16 protein-coding genes and 1 pseudogene are annotated in these 18,793 nt (G+C 53.0%); 6 read left to right on the forward strand and 11 right to left on the reverse strand.

The features are described from left to right. Positions 1–51: 51 nt before the first annotated feature. From ACZ1HF_RS13345 to ACZ1HF_RS13370, 6 genes and pseudogenes are all read right to left on the reverse strand, one after another. Positions 52–2,625, reverse strand: coding sequence for a nitrate reductase (locus ACZ1HF_RS13345; RefSeq protein WP_472657973.1), 2,574 nt, complete (start codon positions 2,623–2,625; stop codon positions 52–54). Beyond that, positions 2,622–2,957, reverse strand: coding sequence for a nitrite reductase small subunit NirD (nirD, locus tag ACZ1HF_RS13350; protein ID WP_472657974.1), 336 nt, complete (start codon positions 2,955–2,957; stop codon positions 2,622–2,624). The genes ACZ1HF_RS13345 and nirD overlap by 4 nt, the downstream gene beginning before the upstream one ends. Continuing rightward, a pseudogene (gene nirB, locus ACZ1HF_RS13355) lies at positions 2,954–5,388 on the reverse strand (nitrite reductase large subunit NirB). Before nirB ends, nirD begins: the two are co-directional and overlap by 4 nt. A gap of 4 nt (positions 5,389–5,392) precedes the next feature. Beyond that, positions 5,393–7,069 (reverse strand): ABC transporter ATP-binding protein, encoded by a 1,677-nt coding sequence (locus ACZ1HF_RS13360; protein ID WP_472657975.1) that lies wholly within the window; start codon positions 7,067–7,069, stop codon positions 5,393–5,395. Positions 7,070–7,074: 5 nt separating this feature from the next. Further along, entirely contained in the window at positions 7,075–8,157 is a 1,083-nt protein-coding gene (locus ACZ1HF_RS13365) for an ABC transporter permease (RefSeq protein ID WP_472657976.1), read from the reverse strand. A gap of 63 nt (positions 8,158–8,220) precedes the next feature. Then, on the reverse strand, positions 8,221–9,591 hold the full coding sequence (locus ACZ1HF_RS13370; protein ID WP_472657977.1) for a CmpA/NrtA family ABC transporter substrate-binding protein: 1,371 nt from the start codon (positions 9,589–9,591) through the stop codon (positions 8,221–8,223). A 497-nt stretch (positions 9,592–10,088) separates the two neighbouring features. Here ACZ1HF_RS13370 and hslV point away from each other — a divergent pair, with 497 nt between their 5' ends. Continuing rightward, positions 10,089–10,646: an ATP-dependent protease subunit HslV gene (gene hslV, locus ACZ1HF_RS13375; protein ID WP_472657978.1), complete on the forward strand. Its 558-nt coding sequence runs from the start codon at positions 10,089–10,091 to the stop codon at positions 10,644–10,646. Further along, complete coding sequence (locus ACZ1HF_RS13380) at positions 10,639–11,727, forward strand: hypothetical protein (RefSeq protein WP_472657979.1); 1,089 nt, start codon at positions 10,639–10,641, stop codon at positions 11,725–11,727. The genes hslV and ACZ1HF_RS13380 overlap by 8 nt, the downstream gene beginning before the upstream one ends. 1 nt (position 11,728) lies before the next feature. Here ACZ1HF_RS13380 and ACZ1HF_RS13385 read toward each other — a convergent pair whose 3' ends face one another. Further along, positions 11,729–12,124 (reverse strand): DM13 domain-containing protein, encoded by a 396-nt coding sequence (locus ACZ1HF_RS13385; RefSeq protein WP_472657980.1) that lies wholly within the window; start codon positions 12,122–12,124, stop codon positions 11,729–11,731. A gap of 156 nt (positions 12,125–12,280) precedes the next feature. Here ACZ1HF_RS13385 and hslU point away from each other — a divergent pair, with 156 nt between their 5' ends. Further along, positions 12,281–13,588 (forward strand): ATP-dependent protease ATPase subunit HslU, encoded by a 1,308-nt coding sequence (gene hslU / locus ACZ1HF_RS13390; protein WP_472657981.1) that lies wholly within the window; start codon positions 12,281–12,283, stop codon positions 13,586–13,588. Between the two features lie 7 nt (positions 13,589–13,595). Further along, on the forward strand, positions 13,596–14,699 hold the full coding sequence (locus tag ACZ1HF_RS13395; RefSeq protein WP_472657982.1) for an alpha/beta hydrolase: 1,104 nt from the start codon (positions 13,596–13,598) through the stop codon (positions 14,697–14,699). Here ACZ1HF_RS13395 and ACZ1HF_RS13400 read toward each other — a convergent pair. The 3 genes from ACZ1HF_RS13400 to ACZ1HF_RS13410 are packed head-to-tail and all read right to left on the reverse strand — an operon-like array spanning position 14,696 to position 16,954. Beyond that, positions 14,696–15,250: a Smr/MutS family protein gene (locus ACZ1HF_RS13400; protein WP_472657983.1), complete on the reverse strand. Its 555-nt coding sequence runs from the start codon at positions 15,248–15,250 to the stop codon at positions 14,696–14,698. The genes ACZ1HF_RS13395 and ACZ1HF_RS13400 overlap by 4 nt on opposite strands. 4 nt (positions 15,251–15,254) lie before the next feature. Further along, positions 15,255–16,289 (reverse strand): murein transglycosylase A, encoded by a 1,035-nt coding sequence (gene mltA, locus ACZ1HF_RS13405; protein WP_472657984.1) that lies wholly within the window; start codon positions 16,287–16,289, stop codon positions 15,255–15,257. Continuing rightward, positions 16,286–16,954, reverse strand: coding sequence for a Tim44/TimA family putative adaptor protein (locus tag ACZ1HF_RS13410; RefSeq protein ID WP_472657985.1), 669 nt, complete (start codon positions 16,952–16,954; stop codon positions 16,286–16,288). The genes mltA and ACZ1HF_RS13410 overlap by 4 nt, the downstream gene beginning before the upstream one ends. A gap of 108 nt (positions 16,955–17,062) precedes the next feature. Between ACZ1HF_RS13410 and ACZ1HF_RS13415 the strand changes: the two genes are divergently transcribed. Then, positions 17,063–17,542: an FxsA family protein gene (locus tag ACZ1HF_RS13415; RefSeq protein WP_472659049.1), complete on the forward strand. Its 480-nt coding sequence runs from the start codon at positions 17,063–17,065 to the stop codon at positions 17,540–17,542. A gap of 63 nt (positions 17,543–17,605) precedes the next feature. Beyond that, a complete protein-coding gene (gene secB, locus ACZ1HF_RS13420) occupies positions 17,606–18,106 on the forward strand; it encodes a protein-export chaperone SecB (RefSeq protein WP_472657986.1) in 501 nt (166 codons plus the stop codon). Here secB and dnaQ read toward each other — a convergent pair. Continuing rightward, on the reverse strand, positions 18,103–18,792 hold the full coding sequence (gene dnaQ / locus ACZ1HF_RS13425) for a DNA polymerase III subunit epsilon (protein ID WP_472657987.1): 690 nt from the start codon (positions 18,790–18,792) through the stop codon (positions 18,103–18,105). The genes secB and dnaQ overlap by 4 nt on opposite strands. Between the last annotated feature and the right edge of the window lies 1 nt (position 18,793).

Below are 18,793 nucleotides of genomic sequence, written 5' to 3' on the forward strand. Positions count from 1 at the left end.
CAAGATCCTTTCAGGCATCCTTGTTTTCCACAAATCGTCAGCGCAAAGCGATTATTCAGCGGCTAACCGTTCGGGCATCTTGGCAAGCAATGCAGCAAGTTCAGGGCGGCATGAACCGCAGTTTGTTCCTGCGCCGGTGCAGTCGCCCAGCATTTCGACACTGTCGGCACCTTCAAGGATTGCCGCGCGCAAGGTGTTGACGCCGACAGCCATGCAAGAACAGACTAGGGCACCAGGATCGAAGACCCCCGAACCGGGACGACCAGCCAGCGCGGTCAAGCTTGTGACATCAGTGCCGATTTGCGCAATGGCATGGCTGCGCGACAGGGCAACAGGCTGGCGAGCTGCAAAGAAAAGAGCCGCCAAGCGACTCTCGTGCACAAGCGCAAATCGACGAGTGCCACCTTGCGTATCCTCATACTGGCTAAGCGTTGCACCGGGCATGTCTGTCATACTCAAAAACAATCCGGCCCAATCCGCAGGTTCCTCAATACCTGCAAGCTCGGCCTGCCAGCCGGTTTCAGTCCGGGCTATCGCAGCATAGCCATCGCAAGGGGTAATCGGACCGCTTGAGACCAGATAACCGAACCACTGAGCGTCATAACGCTCGGCCTTGACCACGCCTGACTTCAGAGCAGGTTGCCCTGATATAGGGTCTGCCATGGTTGACACCAATCCGTTGACCCATCCCGCCGAACTGCGCTGGCGGGTCCAATGCATTGGCGCAAAGAGCTCCCCTTTAGGTGTCTTGTGGCTGATTAGCGCACGAAAGTGACCCGCGTTATTCCCGGACCTCAATGTCACGATGTCGGCGGCAGAAACCCCAAGCTCTTCTGCATCCTGTGGGTGAAGTTCCACAAATGGCTCAGCCAGATGGCCGCTCAAGCGGGGTGATTTTCCTGTCCTTGTCATTGTGTGCCACTGGTCACGGATGCGACCGGTGTTTAATCGGAACCCTTCAACCGCCGCCGTCTGAGCTTTGATGGGTAGCATCCGCGCCTTGCCATCTGGGTGATAGAAGTTTCCGTTCGCAAAGAACCTCACGTCGTTGTCCGGCCATTGCTGCGGCAACAGGTTGCTATAATCCGCATCGGTAAAAACGCTCAGATCCAGATCGCGGTTAAACGCACCTGCGGTTTTGGAAAGCGCGACGTATTCGGCGAAAATCTCAGCAGGACTGGTGTAATCAAACGCAGCGCCCCAGCCCATATGGCACGCTACATCACATATGATTTGCCAGTCCGGTCGGGCTTTTCCGGGCACAGGTAGAAAAGCGCGTTGACGCGATATCCGACGTTCGGAATTGGTGACTGTCCCGTCTTTTTCGCCCCAGCCCGTCGCAGGCAAAAGCACATCTGCAAGATCACCGGTATCAGTGCGTGCCATAATATCGGTGACGACCGTGAACGGAACCTGTGCGATGGCATCAGCCACGTTGTTGGCAGACGGCATACTGACCGCAGGATTCGTCGACATCACCCAAAGCGCCTTTATCTGGCCTGACGCACATGCGTTGAACAGATCAACAGCCTTCAAGCCCGGTGCGCTGCAAATCGTCGGGCTGTTCCAGAAACCTTGTACGGCGGTTCGATGCTGGGCGTTTTCAATATCAAGGTGGTTTGCCAGCATATTAGCCAATCCGCCCACTTCACGACCGCCCATAGCGTTTGGCTGGCCCGTAACCGAAAATGGCCCCATCCCAGGCTTGCCGATACGGCCTGTCGCCAGATGGCAGTTCAGGATAGCGTTCACTTTATCAGTGCCACAGGCCGATTGGTTGACCCCCTGCGAATAGACTGTGACGACCTTCTCTGTGCCTGTCCACATGCGGAAGAAAGCCTGCAGCGCCTGAGGGTCAAGACCGCTGCTAGCCGGATCTGACATACGGGCCGCTTCGACGGCCTGCTGGCAGCCAGCCACGTGGTCATGCACATAGGACAGATTGATTTTTTGCGTTTCGGCCAAATAGGCAAGCAATCCGTTGAAGAGCGCGATGTCTCCGTCTGATGCGATTTGAAGGTGCAAATCGGCAAGTTCAGAGGTCGCCGTGTATCGCGGGTCGATATTAATGATCTGCAAACTTGGACGCGCCCCTTTGGCGGCCAGAATACGCTGGTGCAACACCGGGTGACACCACGCCAAGTTAGAGCCAACAAGCACGATCAAATCAGCTTCCTCGAGGTCGGCATATGTGCCCGGCACGGTATCAGTTCCAAAAGCGCGCTTATGCCCAGCGACTGAGGAGGCCATGCAAAGCCTTGAATTGGTATCGATGTTGGCCGAGCCGATGAAGCCCTTCATCAGTTTGTTGGCGACATAATAATCTTCTGTCAGCAGTTGGCCTGAGACGTAGAAGGCCACGCTGTCAGGCCCATGATCCCGGATCGCCTGTGAAAACTCGGTGGCCACAGTTTCAAGAGCCTTGTCCCAATCTGTCTCGCGACCAGCGATTTGGGGCGTAAGCAGGCGGCCATCAAGATCAATGGTCTCGCCCAAAGCCGAGCCCTTAGAGCAAAGCCGCCCGAAGTTAGCCGGATGGTCCGGATCACCCTTGATCGTACCGTCTGACGAGACCAACACCCCGCAACCAACACCACAATAGGGACAGGTTGTGCGGATGCTCATGCCACTTTGGTCGCAACGATGAAGGCAGCATTCAACAAGATGCGCCCGTCCTCAACCCGTGCGGGATAGGTCGCAACCTGCCCTTCGTCTGCGCCTTGCACAAGCCCAGTTTCCAGCGAGATCACCCAGTTGTGCAGCGGGCAGGTTACTGCGCTGCCATGGACGATACCTTCGGCCAATGGTCCCGCTTTGTGCGGACAGGCGTTGTCGAGGGCAAAGACCTCATCCGCCGCTGTGCGAAAAACTGCTACGCAGCCCTCGCGGGTTTTCACAAGACGTGCGCCACGCGGCGGGATATCATCCAGCGCTGCGATGTCGATCCAATGGCTCATTCCGCGGCCTCCAGCACCAGATTCGCAACCGGCTGATAGATTTCAGCTTTTTCTTCGGCATGTTCCGCCCATGGGTCTTTCTGATAGACGGATTGGCTGAGGTCGAACCGCTCAATCAGGGCCCTTCGGCCTTCCAGATCATCCACAATCCGCTTCTTGATCCAGTCCAGCCCAACCTTGGCGACGAATTTATAAATCCGATCCAGATATTTAGCGTTCTCACGATAAAGCTGCACAGTGGCGACTGTCAGGTCCATCGCCTCTTGCTCGGTGGTGACCTGAGCCAATGGTTCGATCTCTCTGAGGTCCATACCAGCAGCCCCACCAATGCCCACCTGATAGCCGCTGTCTACGCAAATGATGCCAATGTCCTTGCAGGTTGCTTCGGCACAATTGCGCGGGCATCCCGAGACACCCAATTTGACTTTGTGCGGTGTCCAGGACCCCCAAAGCGCTTTTTCCAGCCGAATGCCAAGCCCTGTCGAATCTTGTGTGCCGAACCTGCAATGATCTGTACCCACACAGGTCTTCACCGTGCGCAACCCCTTGGAATACGCATGTCCCGACACCATACCAGCCTTGTTCAGATCAGCCCAAATCGCGGGTAGATCTTCACCCTTAACGCCTAAAAGGTCGATCCGCTGACCCCCGGTGACTTTGACGGTCGGTACTTTGTATTTGTCGGCGGCATCTGCGATGGCTCGCAGTTCATCCGCATTGGTAATGCCGCCCCACATGCGGGGAACCACTGAGAATGTGCCATCTTTCTGAATGTTGGCGTGCTTGCGCTCATTGATGAACCGCGATTGCGGATCGTCGAGATATTCAAGCGGCCAATCAGCGATCAGATAGTAGTTCAGAGCTGGGCGGCAGATATGGCAACCGTCAACAGTTTTCCAAGCGCATTCCTGCCAGACGGCAGCCATGGATTTCAATTCCTGACTTTTGATCATCCTGCGCACATCTTCATGGGTCAGGTTCGTGCAATCGCAGATTGGTTGCGCGGTCGGTATCTTGAAGTCATCGCCAAGGGATACGGCCAGAACTTGCTCGACCAGCCCAGAACACGTGCCACAAGAACCTGAGGCCTTTGTCACTGTGCGCACCGCGTTTAGGTCCGTTGCCCCTTGCTGGATCGCGTCTAGAATAGTGCCTTTGCAAATGCCGTTACAGCCACAGATTTCCGCTTCAGGCGGTAAGGCTGCAACGGCCGCTAACGGGTCCAGGGGGCACCCCCTTGGTAAGCCGGGCCAAAGATCAGCGTCTCGCGCATCTCGGCGATGTCGGTCTTGTCGCGGATCAGACCGAAGAACCAATTACTGTCGGCGGTATCGCCATACATGACCACGCCAATGATCTTGTCGCCCTCGATCACCAACCGCCGATAAACGCCGCACGCCGGGTCACGAAAAACGATGTCCTCGCGCCCCTCGCCATCTGAAAAGTCGCCTGCGCTGAAAAGATCGCACCCCGTCACTTTCAGCTTGGTCGAAAGTTCCTTCTGCATGAAGGCCGCGTCCTGGCCCATAAAGGTGGCAGCTGCCACCTTAGCTTGATCATAAAGCGGGGCCACCAGCCCAAAGAGCGCACCGTCATGTTCGACGCATTCCCCGACCGCCAAGATATTCGCATCCGAGGTTATCATCTGATCATCCACATGGATGCCGCGACCCACCGCCAACCCGGCCTTCTTGGCCAAAGCCACATTCGGGCGAATACCCACAGCCATCACCAAAAGATCGCAAGGCAATTCAGTGCCGTCATCGAGCAAAAGCGCACGCACCTTTCCGTCTTGTCCAAGGACCTCTTTCGAGTTTGCCTGACACATCACGGTAATTCCCTTGTCGGCCAGCGCTTTTCTTAACAAATAGCCTGCGGCCTCGTCCAACTGCCGCTCCATCAGGTGGCCCATGATGTGGACCACAGTCACATCAACACCGCGCGCAGCCATGCCCGCTGCTGCCTCAAGGCCAAGCAAACCGCCGCCGATGACGACGACCTTCTGTCCGGCATTCATTCCCATCATCCGTTCCGTATCTTCCAGATCGCGGTAGGCGATGACGCCTTCCAGATCGTGGCCCGGAAGCGGGATCATGAAGGGATCGGATCCAGTGCCAAACAGCAACTTATCGTAAGACAGAACCTCGCCCGTCTCAGAAGTCACCGTTTTGGCTGTGCGATCAATCTCAGCCACGCGCTCACCGAACCGGCAAGTGACATTGTTGTCTTCGTACCAAGCCGCATCATGGGTGACGATTTCATCATACGTCTTGTCGCCTGCTAAAACAGGCGACAGCATAATGCGGTTGTAATTCCCGCGCGGCTCAGCATTAAACAGTGTGACGTCGAAATCACCTCCTGCCTCAAAAAGATGCTCCAACGCGCGTCCCGTGGTCATACCTGCCCCGATAACAATCAGTTTCTGGGTCATTTGCTTACTCCGCCGCAATGGCTGTTGGTTTGGTTTTGGGTTTCGCGCCGTGCTCGTATTCCTCAAGGAAATTCAACACATCCTGCCGGTAGGTATAGTAATCCGGGTGTTCTAAAAGCGCCTTGCGCGTGCGAGGTCGTGGCAGGTCGACATCGACAATCTTGCCAATCGTGGCTTGCGGTCCGTTCGTCATCATCACAACGCGGTCAGCCAGAAGGATCGCCTCGTCCACATCGTGGGTCACGCAAATTGCTGTGACTTTGGTGCGCGACCAGACTTCCATCAGTACTTCTTGCAGTTCCCAACGGGTAAGGCTGTCGAGCATACCGAACGGTTCGTCCAAAAGAAGAAGTTTGGGGGAAAGAGCAAAGGCACGCGCGATGCCCACGCGTTGTTTCATTCCATTCGACAAATCAGCGGCGCTTTTATCCATGCTGTCGGCCAAGCCAACGCGCTCAAGGTAATATTCCACCACGTCCTGACGCTCAGCTTGACTGGCGCTGGGATAAATCCGGTCAACACCGATTGCGACGTTTTCCTTGGCGGTGAGCCAGGGAAACAAGTTGGGTGACTGAAAGACCACAGCGCGTTCAGGGTCAGCGCCTTCAACGTGATGACCATCAAGCTTGATCGCGCCCTTGGAGATTTCGTTCAAACCAGCCGCCATGGTCAAAACCGTAGACTTGCCGCAGCCCGAGTGTCCGATTAGCGAAATGAACTCACCCTTGTTGATCTTGAGGTCGAAGTCTTCAACCACGGTCAGTGGACCTTTGGGCGTTGGATAGACCTTGTGAAGCTGCGAGAAATCCAGAAAGCGCTGATCAATCATGCCTTCTTGCGCCTTCACAACAGCCGAGGGCACACCATGGATCGGAGTCACATTCGGCAGTATACGCACACCTTCCACCTTAGCCTCGATACCTACATCCATCAGGTATTTTGTGACGTCCGCACGAAGCTTCTTGAAAACGTCATTATGGTTCATCTCCGTCCGGTCGCGCGGACGCGGTATGTCTACGCGGAATTCCTCGCCCAATGTCCCATCGGGGTTTAAAGCAATGATCCGATCCCCCAGAATGATTGCTTCGTCCACATCATTGGTGATCAGCACGCAGGTTTTCTTGGCCTCTTCCCAGATCGCCTCGATTTCGTCGGCAAGATTGGCCCGCGTCAGGGCATCCAAGGCCGAAAGCGGTTCGTCCAGCAGCAAAACTTCAGGGTTCATCGCAAGCGCTCGCGCCACGTTAACCCTTTGGCGCATACCGCCCGAAAGCTCGGCAGGACGTCGGTTTGCTGCGTGACTGAGACCCACCATTTGGACGTAATGAGCGACCTTTTCAACGCGTTCAGCCTTGGTCAGCTTTGGAAACACCGTATCAACGGCAAGCCCCACGTTGCCGGTGACCGTTAGCCACGGCATTAACGAATAGCTTTGAAAAATCACGCCGCGTTCGGGGCCCGGCCCGGCAATTGGCGCACCCCTAAAGGTCGCAGTGCCCGTTGTAGGCTTATCGAGACCGGCAAGAAGATTGATTAGCGTTGTCTTGCCAGTGCCCGAGAACCCCAGAAGGACAAGGAACTCGCCTTCTTCCACATCCAGCGTGATGCCACGCAAGACGTCCGCGCGATTATCTCCGCTGCCGAAGCTTTTTGAGATGTTATCAAGTTTCAGAATACCCATGCCATTCACCGGTTGTTTGAGAATGTGAACATGGATTGAAGCGCATACATCACCCGGTCCAACAAGAAGCCAATGATCCCGATGGTCAGCACGGCCACGATGATCTTGGCGAGTGACTGGCTGGAACCGTTTTGGAACTCGTCCCAAACGAATTTGCCAAGTCCAGGGTTCTGCGCCAGCATTTCAGCCGCGATCAGCACCATCCAACCGACACCAAGGCTTAGGCGTAGACCAGTGAAAATCAGTGGTAGTGCCGAGGGAAGGACCAGTTTCGTAATTTTGGTATAGGTGTTCATTTTCAATACCTTCGAAACGCTGACAAGGTCCTTGTCGATAGAAGATACGCCAAGGGCTGTATTGATCAGCGTTGGCCAAAGTGAGCACAGGGTCACTGTGATGGCCGAGACAAGGAATGATTTCGCGAAAAACCCATCGCTTGCATAGGTAGCCGAAACCACCATGGTCACAATCGGCAACCACGCAAGCGGCGACACAGGTTTGAATATCTGTATCAACGGGTTTAGCGCAGCATTGGCTGTTGCCGACAAGCCTGCCGCAATGCCAAGTGGAATGGCAAAGACCGACGCGATCAAAAAGCCGAAGAAGACTGTTTTGATTGAGGTCCATATCTGGTCGTAATATGTGGACTTGCCAGTGTAGACCCGCTCTTTGACACGACCTTCCTTGCCCTCGGCAACCAGTTTGGCGTTACGTTCGTCCTGACGCACGTAGAAGGCCGTCTCTTTTTCCTTTTCGCGCTCGGCATCCGCGTGCAAACTCTTGGCTTGCTCCCAAACGTCTGTCGGCCCGGGGATAGCACCTAACGAGGTCTGTACAGTGGGTGCCAGCGTAGCCCACGCCCCGAGAAAGAGGAAAATTGCCAGCAGAGGCACGCCCAAAAGGCGCCAAATCTCTGACATTTGTGCCCGCGGATTGTCACCCGCAGCAGCCTTCAGAAGCGGGGTCAGCCACGCAAGGCCCAGCACCTGGAACCAGTTGTCGGCCTTGTTGATGCGAGTGAACAGACGCTGGCGACGAGCTTCTTTTTCGGCCGTGGAGGTAAGAGTGCCCGGATCGATGGCTGTCATGGTGTTAAACCTCAGATAATTGGAAAAAGAGCCGAACTGACCGGCGCCAGTTTCTGGCAAATCCTAGCCCTGCACCTCGTTACCAACGACCTTCTGCTCACCTTTCAAACCGATCGGCAGGCTGTCGAGATAGGCATTTGGTGCTTTACCATCATAAGCAATGCCGTCGATGATATCCTCGGTGGGGGTCGGTGCTTTGAAGCCATCACTGTCCCAAGGGAAGTCGACCTCGTTTGCCAGACCATCATCGACCAACAGGCGCGCGGCTTCCAAGTAGATGGACGGTTTGTAGACCTCTTTGGCGGTCTCGAAGTACCACTCATCCGACTTGGCCTCGGGAATTTGGCCCCAACGCCGCATCTGGGTCAGGTACCAGATGGCGTCCGAGTAGTAGGGGTAAGTCGCATTATAGCGGAAGAACACGTTGAAATCCGGGATCTCACGCTTGTCCCCCTTTTCGAACTCGAAAGTGCCGGTCATAGAATTGGCGATAACGTCATAATCCGCCCCCACATATTCCGAGCGGCTGAGAATCTCGACAGCATCGGGGCGGTTTGCGTTTTCGTTCTCATCCAGCCAAATCGCAGCGCGGATAAGTGCCTTGGTGATTGCAAGCGTCGTGTTTGGGTTTTCCTCGGCGAACTCGGCCGACAGACCAAACACCTTCTCGGGGTTGTTTTTCCATAGCTGGTAATCGGTGATCACCGGAACGCCGATGCCCTTGAACACAGCCTGCTGGTTCCAAGGCTCGCCTACGCAATAGCCGAATATGGTACCGGCCTCCATCGTTGCGGGCATCTGCGGCGGCGGTGTCACCGACAATAAGACATCAGCGCCAATCTGGCCCGAAATATTTTCCGGGCTGTAATAGCCGGGCTCAAGGCCACCAGCTGCCAGCCAGTAGCGTAGCTCGTAGTTATGAGTCGAGACCGGGAAGACCATACCCATGTTGAAGGGGATGCCCTGATCCTTGTAATCCTCGACCACCGGTTTCAGCGAGGACGCCGAGATCGGATGCTGCGGGCGACCATCGTCCATCAAAGGCACATGCGGCTTCATCTGATCCCAAATCTCGTTTGAAACCGTTATGCCATTGCCGTTCAGATCCATGGAAAATGGCGTGATGATATGGGCTTCGGTCCCATATCCAATAGTGGCAGCCAGCGGCTGACCGGCCAGCATGTGCGCTCCGTCCAACTGCCCATCGATCACGCCATCCAGCAGGACTTTCCAATTCGCCTGCGCCTCGAGCGTGACGAACAAGCCTTCGTCCTCAAAGTAGCCATTTTCATAGGCCACGGCGAGCGGAGCCATATCCGTCAGTTTGATGAAGCCGAACTTTAACTCGTCTTTTTCTAGATCAAGAAGCTCTGCAGAGGCTGCGCTTGCAAGCATCCCGGCAATCACGGTCACTGTGCTTAGAGGTTTGTTCATCAGATTTGATCCCGTTTTGCATGTTGAATTAAAAAAAGCCGCACGAACCGGCACGCACAGAGAGGGAAGGGTGCGTTGCACGGTTCGAGCGGCTTTGCTCTGTTAAATCCTCCATCTGCGGAGGGCGAATGAAGCATCTGTGCTTCGTCTTTTTCAGCTTAGAAAGAGACGGGATGAGCTTTCAAGGTGTATTCTGCATGTGCGAGGTATTTTTTGCCGCGATGCAGAAAGCGCCCGTTTTTGCAGCACTCAGATCGCGTTAAAGTCAAAAATTTTGTCGTCAGAAAATGCATCGCGTCCAAGAATCGCCCGTCTTACGCTGAAGCAATGGGTTGGCGTGGGCCAATCTCATGCACAAAGCTGGTGAATATAATAGACCCAAAAAGAATAGATATTGATCTCTTCTAATCGTTTGTGTTTGGCCGGGTCTTGTATTTCATCGTTTTGCGTACCCGGACTTGTCATTATATGACATATCGAATGAGCAGGAGATAAACATGAGCGACAACAAATTCCCCGGCTGGCACGGCACAACAATCATCGGCGTCCGAAAGGGCGGCAAGGTGGTCGTCGCGGGCGATGGTCAGGTTAGCCTTGGCCAGACTGTGATAAAAGGCACCGCGAAGAAAGTACGTCGCCTGACCCCGGGCGGTATGGATGTGGTCGCGGGATTTGCCGGGTCTACAGCCGACGCGTTCACCCTGCTTGAACGGCTGGAAAGCAAACTTGAAGCAACGCCCGGCCAACTGGCCCGCGCCGCCGTTGAACTGGCGAAAGACTGGCGAATGGACAAATATCTTAAGAACCTTGAGGCAATGCTAATCGTTACTGATGGCAAAGACCTGTTCATCATAACCGGCGCTGGCGATGTGCTGGAGCCCGAACATGATGTCGCCGCCATCGGGTCCGGCGGCAACTACGCACTTGCCGCCGCCCGCGCCCTTATGGACGGCGACACGGATGCCGAAGATGTGGCCCGCAAAGCGCTTGCCATTGCGGCCGAGATTTGCGTCTACACTAATGGCAACCTGACAGTAGAATCCATCAATGGCTGAGAGCATCACCCGCGACGACATCCGCGCCGCCGTCGCCTCTGGCACCTTGACCGAGGCGCAGGCATCCAGCCTTATTTCCCTGTCCGACCGCCGCCAAGGCTACCGTGCCAACATGATCGGCGACGACGAACCATTTGAACTATTCAAGGGTTTCAGCGAGATTTTTGTGACGGTAGGGCTAGTCTTGCTGATGTCAGGCGTTATGGGCCTTTTGACGATATTCAAGGATTCTATCCTCATTCCATTCTGCACATTGTTCCTGTCGTGGTTTTCCGCGACCTATTTCACAAAGAAACGCCGCATGAGCTTGCCGAGTATTGCCCTGGCCATCTTCTTTGCAGGCAGTCTTGGGTTTCTTATTGCGGCCCTCATAGTGCCAGTGGGCCGTATCGAAGCATGGCATTTCGTCGTTGTCAGCTTCGTGGGTATGGTCGGCATGGCGCTATACTTTAGGGTCTTTCGATTGCCGTTCTCCATGTTCGCACTCGGGATTTTCGGGCTAATCGGGATCATGGCTATCGCCACTATGGTTTCCGTTTCTGATAGCAGTAACGATTATCTAGATTCGGTAGACCAGTTCTTCGACATTCGCCAAAGCCCCGTCTTTTCAATTGCAACACTGATCTTTGGCCTGCTCGCCATGATTGCAGCTATGTGGTTTGATCTGCGCGACCCACACCGGGTTAGCCGCTATTCAGCAACCGCCTTTTGGTTGCATTTGCTGGCAGCGCCCGCCCTGGTCAACACATTGCTTCTGACAGTCTACAATATGTACGAGCCGACCAGCACAATCCTGACGCTGGCAGCAGTATTCTTCTTTACTCTATTAGCCCTGATCATCGACCGGCGCAGCTTTCTGACGGCGGGGTTGATCTACATGGGGCTGATCATCGGCTCAGCTCTCAGTGGCTCAGATGGCAAATTTTCCTCCATCTCTACCCTGCTGATCCTTGGTGCTTTCGTAACGATCCTCGGATCATTCTGGACACAAATAAGGGCAGGGCTTTTGACAACCCTGCCCGGTTTTCCGCTAAAAGACCGCCTGCCGCCTTATCACGTTCCGCAAGCGGTATCAGAATAGTTTAACCCAATGATGCCACCCCAAGCGGCACATTGAATTTCTCGCACCAGATCCAGACCTCATTGTAGTCATCTGGATCAATGCCAGCAGGTAGCTCATAACTGGATGCGCCTTTATTAGACTTTAGTAATCCGCTGAGCGTCTTTGGGTCATATTTTCCGTCCTTGCCCAGCGCGACCTTCGGATCGGGCGCGCCGTCAAAGGTGAAATCGTCCAGAAGATTAACGCTGCCACCATTGTCAGATTTCACTAGTTCTGCAGTTCCAGTGGTAACGTGGTTGCTGGCGCCCTTGAATTTCCCAAGACGACCATGACCTCCTGCAATTGTTTGCGAAGCCAGAATAATAGCGGGTAATGCGACAGCAGAGGTTTTAAGTAATTGGCGGCGGGTAATCATTGGGTAGCTCCTGCATTTGATCTGTTGGTGCACTATTCACAGAAAAAATCTTTTCGCATAGCCCTCTCACGTAAATGTAAAAGCGCGTGAACTCCGGGCTTGTGTTCCGCTCTGCACGGCATAAGTCTAGGCTCAGAACATACCAAGGATACCAATGTGACAGATCTGACACCTCGTGAAATTGTATCGGAACTTGACCGTTTCATTATCGGCCAGAAGGACGCAAAGCGCGCCGTGGCAGTGGCCCTGAGGAACCGCTGGCGCCGTAAACAACTGGATGATGATCTGCGCGAAGAGGTTTACCCCAAGAATATCTTAATGATCGGACCAACCGGGGTGGGCAAAACTGAAATATCACGCAGGTTGGCACGATTGGCAAAAGCGCCATTTCTGAAGATAGAGGCCACCAAGTTCACAGAGGTCGGCTATGTCGGCCGGGATGTAGAGCAAATAATACGCGATCTTGTAGATGCCGCGATCCTGATGACGCGCGAACAGATGCGGGAAGACGTCAAAGCCTCGGCCCATGAAGCCGCTGAAAATCGCGTGATCGAGGCGTTGGCAGGAACGGACGCCCGCGAAGCAACCCGCGAAATGTTCCGCAAGAAACTACGCGACGGGTTACTGGACGACAAAGAGATCGAGCTGGATGTTGCCGATACCTCCAACCCGTTTCAGGCGTTCGAAATTCCGGGCCAACCCCAAGGCGGGGCTGGTATGATGAATCTAGGCGACATCTTCGGTAAAGCCATGGGCGGCCGCACGACGAAACGCAAAATGAAGGTTTCGGAAAGTTACGATGTGTTGGTCGCGGACGAGGCCGATAAGTTATTAGACCAAGAAACCGTCACTACTGCTGCCATTGAAGCAGTAGAGCAAAACGGTATCGTTTTTCTGGACGAAATCGACAAGGTCTGCGCCCGCACGGATGCACGCGGTGCGGATGTCAGCCGGGAAGGGGTGCAACGTGACCTGCTACCCCTTATTGAAGGCACAACGGTTAGTACCAAACATGGACCAGTTAAAACTGATCATGTGCTTTTTATTGCCTCCGGTGCGTTCCATATCGCCAAGCCGTCTGACCTGCTGCCAGAGCTTCAGGGTCGCTTACCAATTCGCGTAGAGCTACGTGCTTTAACCGAAGAAGATTTCGTCCGTATCCTGACTGAAACCGATAATGCGCTGACCCGACAATACACGGCCCTGATGGGTACAGAAGAAGTCATTGTTACCTTCACAGAAGATGGCATCGAAGCGCTTGCCCACATCGCAGCAGAAGTGAATCAATCTATTGAAAATATCGGTGCGCGCAGGCTTTATACTGTCATGGAGCGTGTCTTCGAGGAGCTTAGTTTTACAGCGCCCGACCGGGCTGGCGACAGTATCTCGGTAGATGCAAATTTCGTTGAGGAAAATCTTGGTGAACTCAGTCGATCAACCGATCTTAGTCGCTACGTGCTATAATAGTCTCGTGTCGCGTATTCTTTTTCTGTTTATTTCGCTAACTCTCGCCGCTTGCGCCCCACGCGGTGAGATTACCGTATTGAAAAATGCAAATGCCAATGGAAGTAACCAACAAGTTTTTTACGCAACAGTTCGAGAGAGAGATACCGAATTCTTCAAAGCAACACGTTCCGATCAAGCGCATTTCGGGAAACTCGATATATCTATTCCACCCGCGCATAAGCCCGGTCAGATAGAATGGCCTACTAAAAATGTTGTTGACCCGGAATTACATTTTGTAACGACAAATGTGGACAGCTACAGCAACACACAAGCCTTCCGTAGCGGTATTAATAAAGCCCTTGCCCAAAAGCCCCGTGACCAACGCGAGGTTACGATTTTCGTTCATGGCTTCAATAATACTTTCGCCGAGAGTGCTTACCGTCTTGCCCAGCTTAGCCATGATCTAAATCTGCCTTCAGTATCAGTCCTTTATTCATGGCCCTCTGGCAGTAACCCACTGGGTTATGCCTATGATCGCGATAGCGCATTGTTCGCACGGAACGGGTTAGAGAACCTGATTGCCGAAATCAACAAAACCCGTGCTACAGGCGTTGTTCTGGTCGCCCATTCCATGGGCGGTTTCGTCGCGATGGAAACGCTCCGCCAAATCAAGCTTAGTGGAAAATCAAACCTGACCCGTGATATGGCTGTGGCGTTGATCTCGCCTGACATAGATGTGGATGTGTTTCGTTCTCAGGCCGACACAATCGGGACATTACCGAAGCCGTTTTTCGTGATCGGGTCGCAAAATGATCGAGCATTACGATTGATGGGCCGGCTCACTGGGCAGGTCGGGCGCATCGGATCACTTACCAACATCAAAGATGTATCAAAATATGATATCACTTTTATCGATGTGACTGCTTTTGGGGGTGGCGGCTCTGCCGGACATTTCGCTGCTGCCACATCCCCTGCATTGCTTGCAATTCTGGGCCGTGTTCAAGATTACACTCAAGCATTCTCGCGCGATCCAACTACGCGGGCAGGTCTGTTACCGGGGACTGTTTTGACTGTTCAGAACGCAACGCGGCTGATCCTGACACCGGTTACACCACCACCCTCGCTTTAGCGTGATCGTCGAAGGTAGACATAGTAAGCGCCTTCGCCTCCATGTTTCTGGTTCGCTTGTGAGATCTGAAGAACCAGCGGTTTCAATGGTTGCTGTTGCAGCCACTGAGGCACATTATGGCGCAGCACACCCATACGTGTCGGAATCGGACCCTCATCAGGCTTTGACTTGCCTTTTCCAGTAATCACCAGCACCAGCCTTTTTCCCTGCGCATGTGCGTTAAGCACAAAACCCAAAAGCGCCGGATGAGCTTGCGCCATGGTCATGCCATGCAAATCAATCCGCGCTTCGGGGATCAATTTGCCACGTTTCAGTTTGCCATAAGATTTACGGTCCATTTGAACCGAAGCCACCGCTGTGGGTGGGGGTTTTGAGACGGCCGTCTGACCAACTCTGAACTTTGGGATTTCCACACTCTGAGCAGGTGGACGCTTTGCAGTTATTTTCTCTGGCTCCAGACGTGTGGCTAGTAAAGGTTCTGCTGTTTGCGTAACTTTTGACCAGAGCGCCTTTTCTTCGGCGCTCAGATGACGAGGCTTCCGACGTGACATAAGATCAGCCGCCGGTTGCCAAGGCATAGGCGGTTTGGATCGGCATCAGCACAATCATTCGACCCGGATCCTTGATCTGCCCGGCTTCACGCCCTGCTTTCTTACCTGTTCCAAAGTAAACATCTGCCCGCTGTGCCCCTTTGATAGCAGAACCGGTGTCTTGTGCGATCATCAACCGCCTCATCGGGGACTTGCCGTCTTTTTCGATCCAAACCGGCGCACCCAAACGCGTATAGGCAGGATCAACAGCTATGGAACGCATTGGTGTGATCGATCTGTTCATCGCACCAAGCGGACCCTTGTCCGCAGGCACTTGGGATACCTCACGGAAAAAAACGTAAGATGGATTATGTTGCAACAAATCACGCCCCTTTAGTGGGTTGTTCTTAACCCAACGGCGAATGACATCGGCCGACACTTGATGTGCCTTGTAGACACCTCTGCGGACCAGCTCCTGACCGATTGAACGATACTCATGCCCGTTTTTACCGGCGTAACCAACTCTCAGCGTACCACCTTCAGCCAATTTGACGCGGCCAGATCCTTGTATCTGCAGAAAGAAAACATCAACCGGGTCATCAATATAAGCAATGGCAAGACCCCGATCGCTAAGAAGCTGTTGGTTTTCTATATCTGCTCTTGAATGCCACTGCTTCCCAACCTGAAGCTCTGGCGGGATTTTGTAAATCGGATACTGATATGGACCGAACTTGCGGCGTGATCCATTCAACTCGGGTTCAAAATATCCTGTAAAAAGCGCTTTTTCCTGTCCGCCAATCAAAACCGGACGAAAGAAAAGCTCAAAGAATATACGTGCATTTGGCTGACTTTTTGCAAGCTCACAAAGCGATAGCCATTCTCCGTCATCAAAGTCCTGACACGTATTCGTAAAAACATCCAATGCTTCCTGATGGTTATCATCGGCCCAACCATCAAGATCTTCAAACTTCAGAATTTCATGGGTGGGCATAGCATGAATCTGGCTCAGGGACATCGTTGCCCCAAAGAGAAAACTTGCTGCCCAGCGACCAAAGCTCATTCTCCGGTCGCAACCAACTTCCAATTTGGATCATCTGCACCCATGACGCGGGCAAAGGTCCATATGTCTTTTTGTTTTTTGATCTCGTTTGGGTTGCCTTCGACAATGTCACCAGCGCTATCACGCACAACAGACGTCAACTCACCCACAAAGCGAATTTTTAGCTCCGCTTCTTTGGTCTCATCGTCAAATTCAGCATCCAGCAATGAAACCTCACGAACGCCGACGAAATTTGCCTCGACGATTAGACCTTCTTTTTCGCGTAAGGTTATGACTTCCGCAAATGTTTCATAAACTTCAGGGGACAGGAATGGTTTGATGTCTTCAACCTCTCCATTCTCGAAAGCCATCAGGATCATTTCATACGCGCCGCGTGCACCTTCAATAAAGTCCCGCACAGTGAAGCTCGGTTCAATAGTTTTCATCGAGGCCAACGCTTTTGCTGCATCTGATCCATCTTCAACATGATCCGTAATATCCAGATCAATCCCACCTTCAATCACCTCAAAAGGTTTCCTAGAGGAATTTCCTTTATCTGCACCACCAGGCATGGGAAGTGGCGGCTTCTCAAAACCCTCCCGCGTGCCAAGGACATTTTTGAGGCGTAAGATCAGGAACACGGCGATGCCGGCAAGGACTAGAAGTTGGATCATCTCGCTGCTCATTTAAACCTCTGTTGGGGCGCGGAATAGCAAATTCGCTACATTGCACCTATGTAGGTGAGAGAAGGGCACAAGTCCACCTGACCAAAACCTGGATTGGAAGCATTTATGATATGGTTGTTTGTTCTGTTCGTCACAATCCCGATAGTTGAAATCGCGCTTTTCATAAAGGTTGGCGGTTGGTTAGGCTTGCCACAGACGCTTGGCATTGTTGTTCTGACAGCAATTTTGGGAACATTTCTGGTTCGGAATCAGGGCCTTATGGCGATGTCGCAGATCAAATCGAACCTGCAAGAGCTTCGCGACCCCACGGAATCTCTTGCCCATGGCGCAATGATTCTTGCGGCTGGGCTGCTTCTGCTGACACCGGGGTTCTTTACTGACGGCGTTGGCTTTGCTCTTTTACTACCTCCTGTCAGAACCATTTTATTCAAATGGATACGAAGCCGCATAAAAGTTCAGAGCTTTGTAGATCCAAATATGTCGCAACAAGCGACTAGCAATCACACAGTCATTGATGGTGACTATGTCGAAATTGAAGATGAAGACCCATCACCCACCCATGGCACTTCTGGGTGGACACGCCATTGAGGCACACTCGTTCCCCTGATATGGAAACGCCAAGCAAAACACATTCAAGGAGCATTACATCCAATGGCTGAAGAAAATGGCGCTGCCGCTGCACAACAACAACAACAACCGCGTATGCAAGTTCTGGCGCAATACATCAAAGACCTATCTTTCGAAAACATCGCTGCGCAGAAGGGGATAGGCGACGGGGACGCGACGCCAGATATTCAGGTGCAGGTAAATCTGGATGCAAAGAAACGTAGTGCAGCCAATAATTATGATGTCACTACAAAACTTGAGATATCAGCCAAGACGAAGGATGGAGATAAAGCAATATTCCTTATGGAACTGGAATATACTGGCGTGTTTTTGGTAGAGAACGTGCCCGATGACCAATTGCACCCGTTTCTGATGATTGAGTGCCCGCGCATGTTGTTTCCGTTCGTGCGTCGCATCGTCAGTGACGTGACACGTGATGGTGGATTCCCACCATTAAACCTTGAGAACATTGATTTTCTGGCCCTCTATCGCGCAGAACTTTCACGCCGCGCAGAACAGCAGCCAGAAAAGACAGCAGACGCCTAAGTCAGCTTTTTCCACAACACATTGTCGCCCATTGCATCAATGAATGCTGTATGGGCGGCAATTTCTGCCTCTGTCAAACGCGAAGCCAAGGGTGTATCCCGTGGTTTGGGGCGCCACGTATTTTCGGCACCTTCTTTTGATCCGGGCTGAGTATGTGCAAGGACAAGATCCGGTTGGCGACCGCCAATAAGCTCCAAATACACCTCTGCTAGTATTTCACTATCAAGCAAAGCACCGTGTTTTTCGCGAGCTGAGTTATCTATGCCAAACCTACGGCACAACGCATCAAGTGATGCGGGCGATCCTGGGTATTTCTTACGGGCAATTTCCAGTGTATCCAGCGCCTGATGATTTGGAAGAAGCCGCAGGTTTGCCCACCCTAGCTCGGCATTCAGGAACTTCATGTCAAACGCAGCGTTATGGATCACGAGTTTCGAGTCAGCAACAAAATCCAAGAATGCCTGACCAACCGCTTTGAAAACGGGCTTGTCGCGCAAGAAATCGTCACCAAGGCCATGAACTTCAAACGCTTCCTTGGGCATAGAGCGCTCGGGATTTATATATTGATGATAGGTGCTGCCTGTGGGCATATGGTTAATCAGCTCAACGGCACCAATCTCAACAATCCGATGACCTTCGTTAGGTTCAAAGCCGGTCGTTTCAGTATCCAAAACAATTTCGCGCATT

This window comes from Litoreibacter sp. GN1-5, assembly GCF_055693805.1.

Coding starts and splice junctions, on each gene's coding strand:
- mltA (WP_472657984.1), bottom strand. CDS start 16,289: ATGAGCTTTGGTCGCTGGGCAGCAAGTTTTCTCTTTGGGGCAACGATG.
- nirD (WP_472657974.1), bottom strand. CDS start 2,957: ATGAGCCATTGGATCGACATCGCAGCGCTGGATGATATCCCGCCGCGT.
- ACZ1HF_RS13345 (WP_472657973.1), bottom strand. CDS start 2,625: ATGAGCATCCGCACAACCTGTCCCTATTGTGGTGTTGGTTGCGGGGTG.
- ACZ1HF_RS13360 (WP_472657975.1), bottom strand. CDS start 7,069: ATGGGTATTCTGAAACTTGATAACATCTCAAAAAGCTTCGGCAGCGGA.
- ACZ1HF_RS13370 (WP_472657977.1), bottom strand. CDS start 9,591: ATGAACAAACCTCTAAGCACAGTGACCGTGATTGCCGGGATGCTTGCA.
- ACZ1HF_RS13380 (WP_472657979.1), top strand. CDS start 10,639: ATGGCTGAGAGCATCACCCGCGACGACATCCGCGCCGCCGTCGCCTCT.
- ACZ1HF_RS13410 (WP_472657985.1), bottom strand. CDS start 16,954: ATGAGCAGCGAGATGATCCAACTTCTAGTCCTTGCCGGCATCGCCGTG.
- hslV (WP_472657978.1), top strand. CDS start 10,089: ATGAGCGACAACAAATTCCCCGGCTGGCACGGCACAACAATCATCGGC.
- ACZ1HF_RS13385 (WP_472657980.1), bottom strand. CDS start 12,124: ATGATTACCCGCCGCCAATTACTTAAAACCTCTGCTGTCGCATTACCC.
- dnaQ (WP_472657987.1), bottom strand. CDS start 18,792: ATGCGCGAAATTGTTTTGGATACTGAAACGACCGGCTTTGAACCTAAC.
- ACZ1HF_RS13365 (WP_472657976.1), bottom strand. CDS start 8,157: ATGACAGCCATCGATCCGGGCACTCTTACCTCCACGGCCGAAAAAGAA.
- ACZ1HF_RS13400 (WP_472657983.1), bottom strand. CDS start 15,250: ATGTCACGTCGGAAGCCTCGTCATCTGAGCGCCGAAGAAAAGGCGCTC.
- secB (WP_472657986.1), top strand. CDS start 17,606: ATGGCTGAAGAAAATGGCGCTGCCGCTGCACAACAACAACAACAACCG.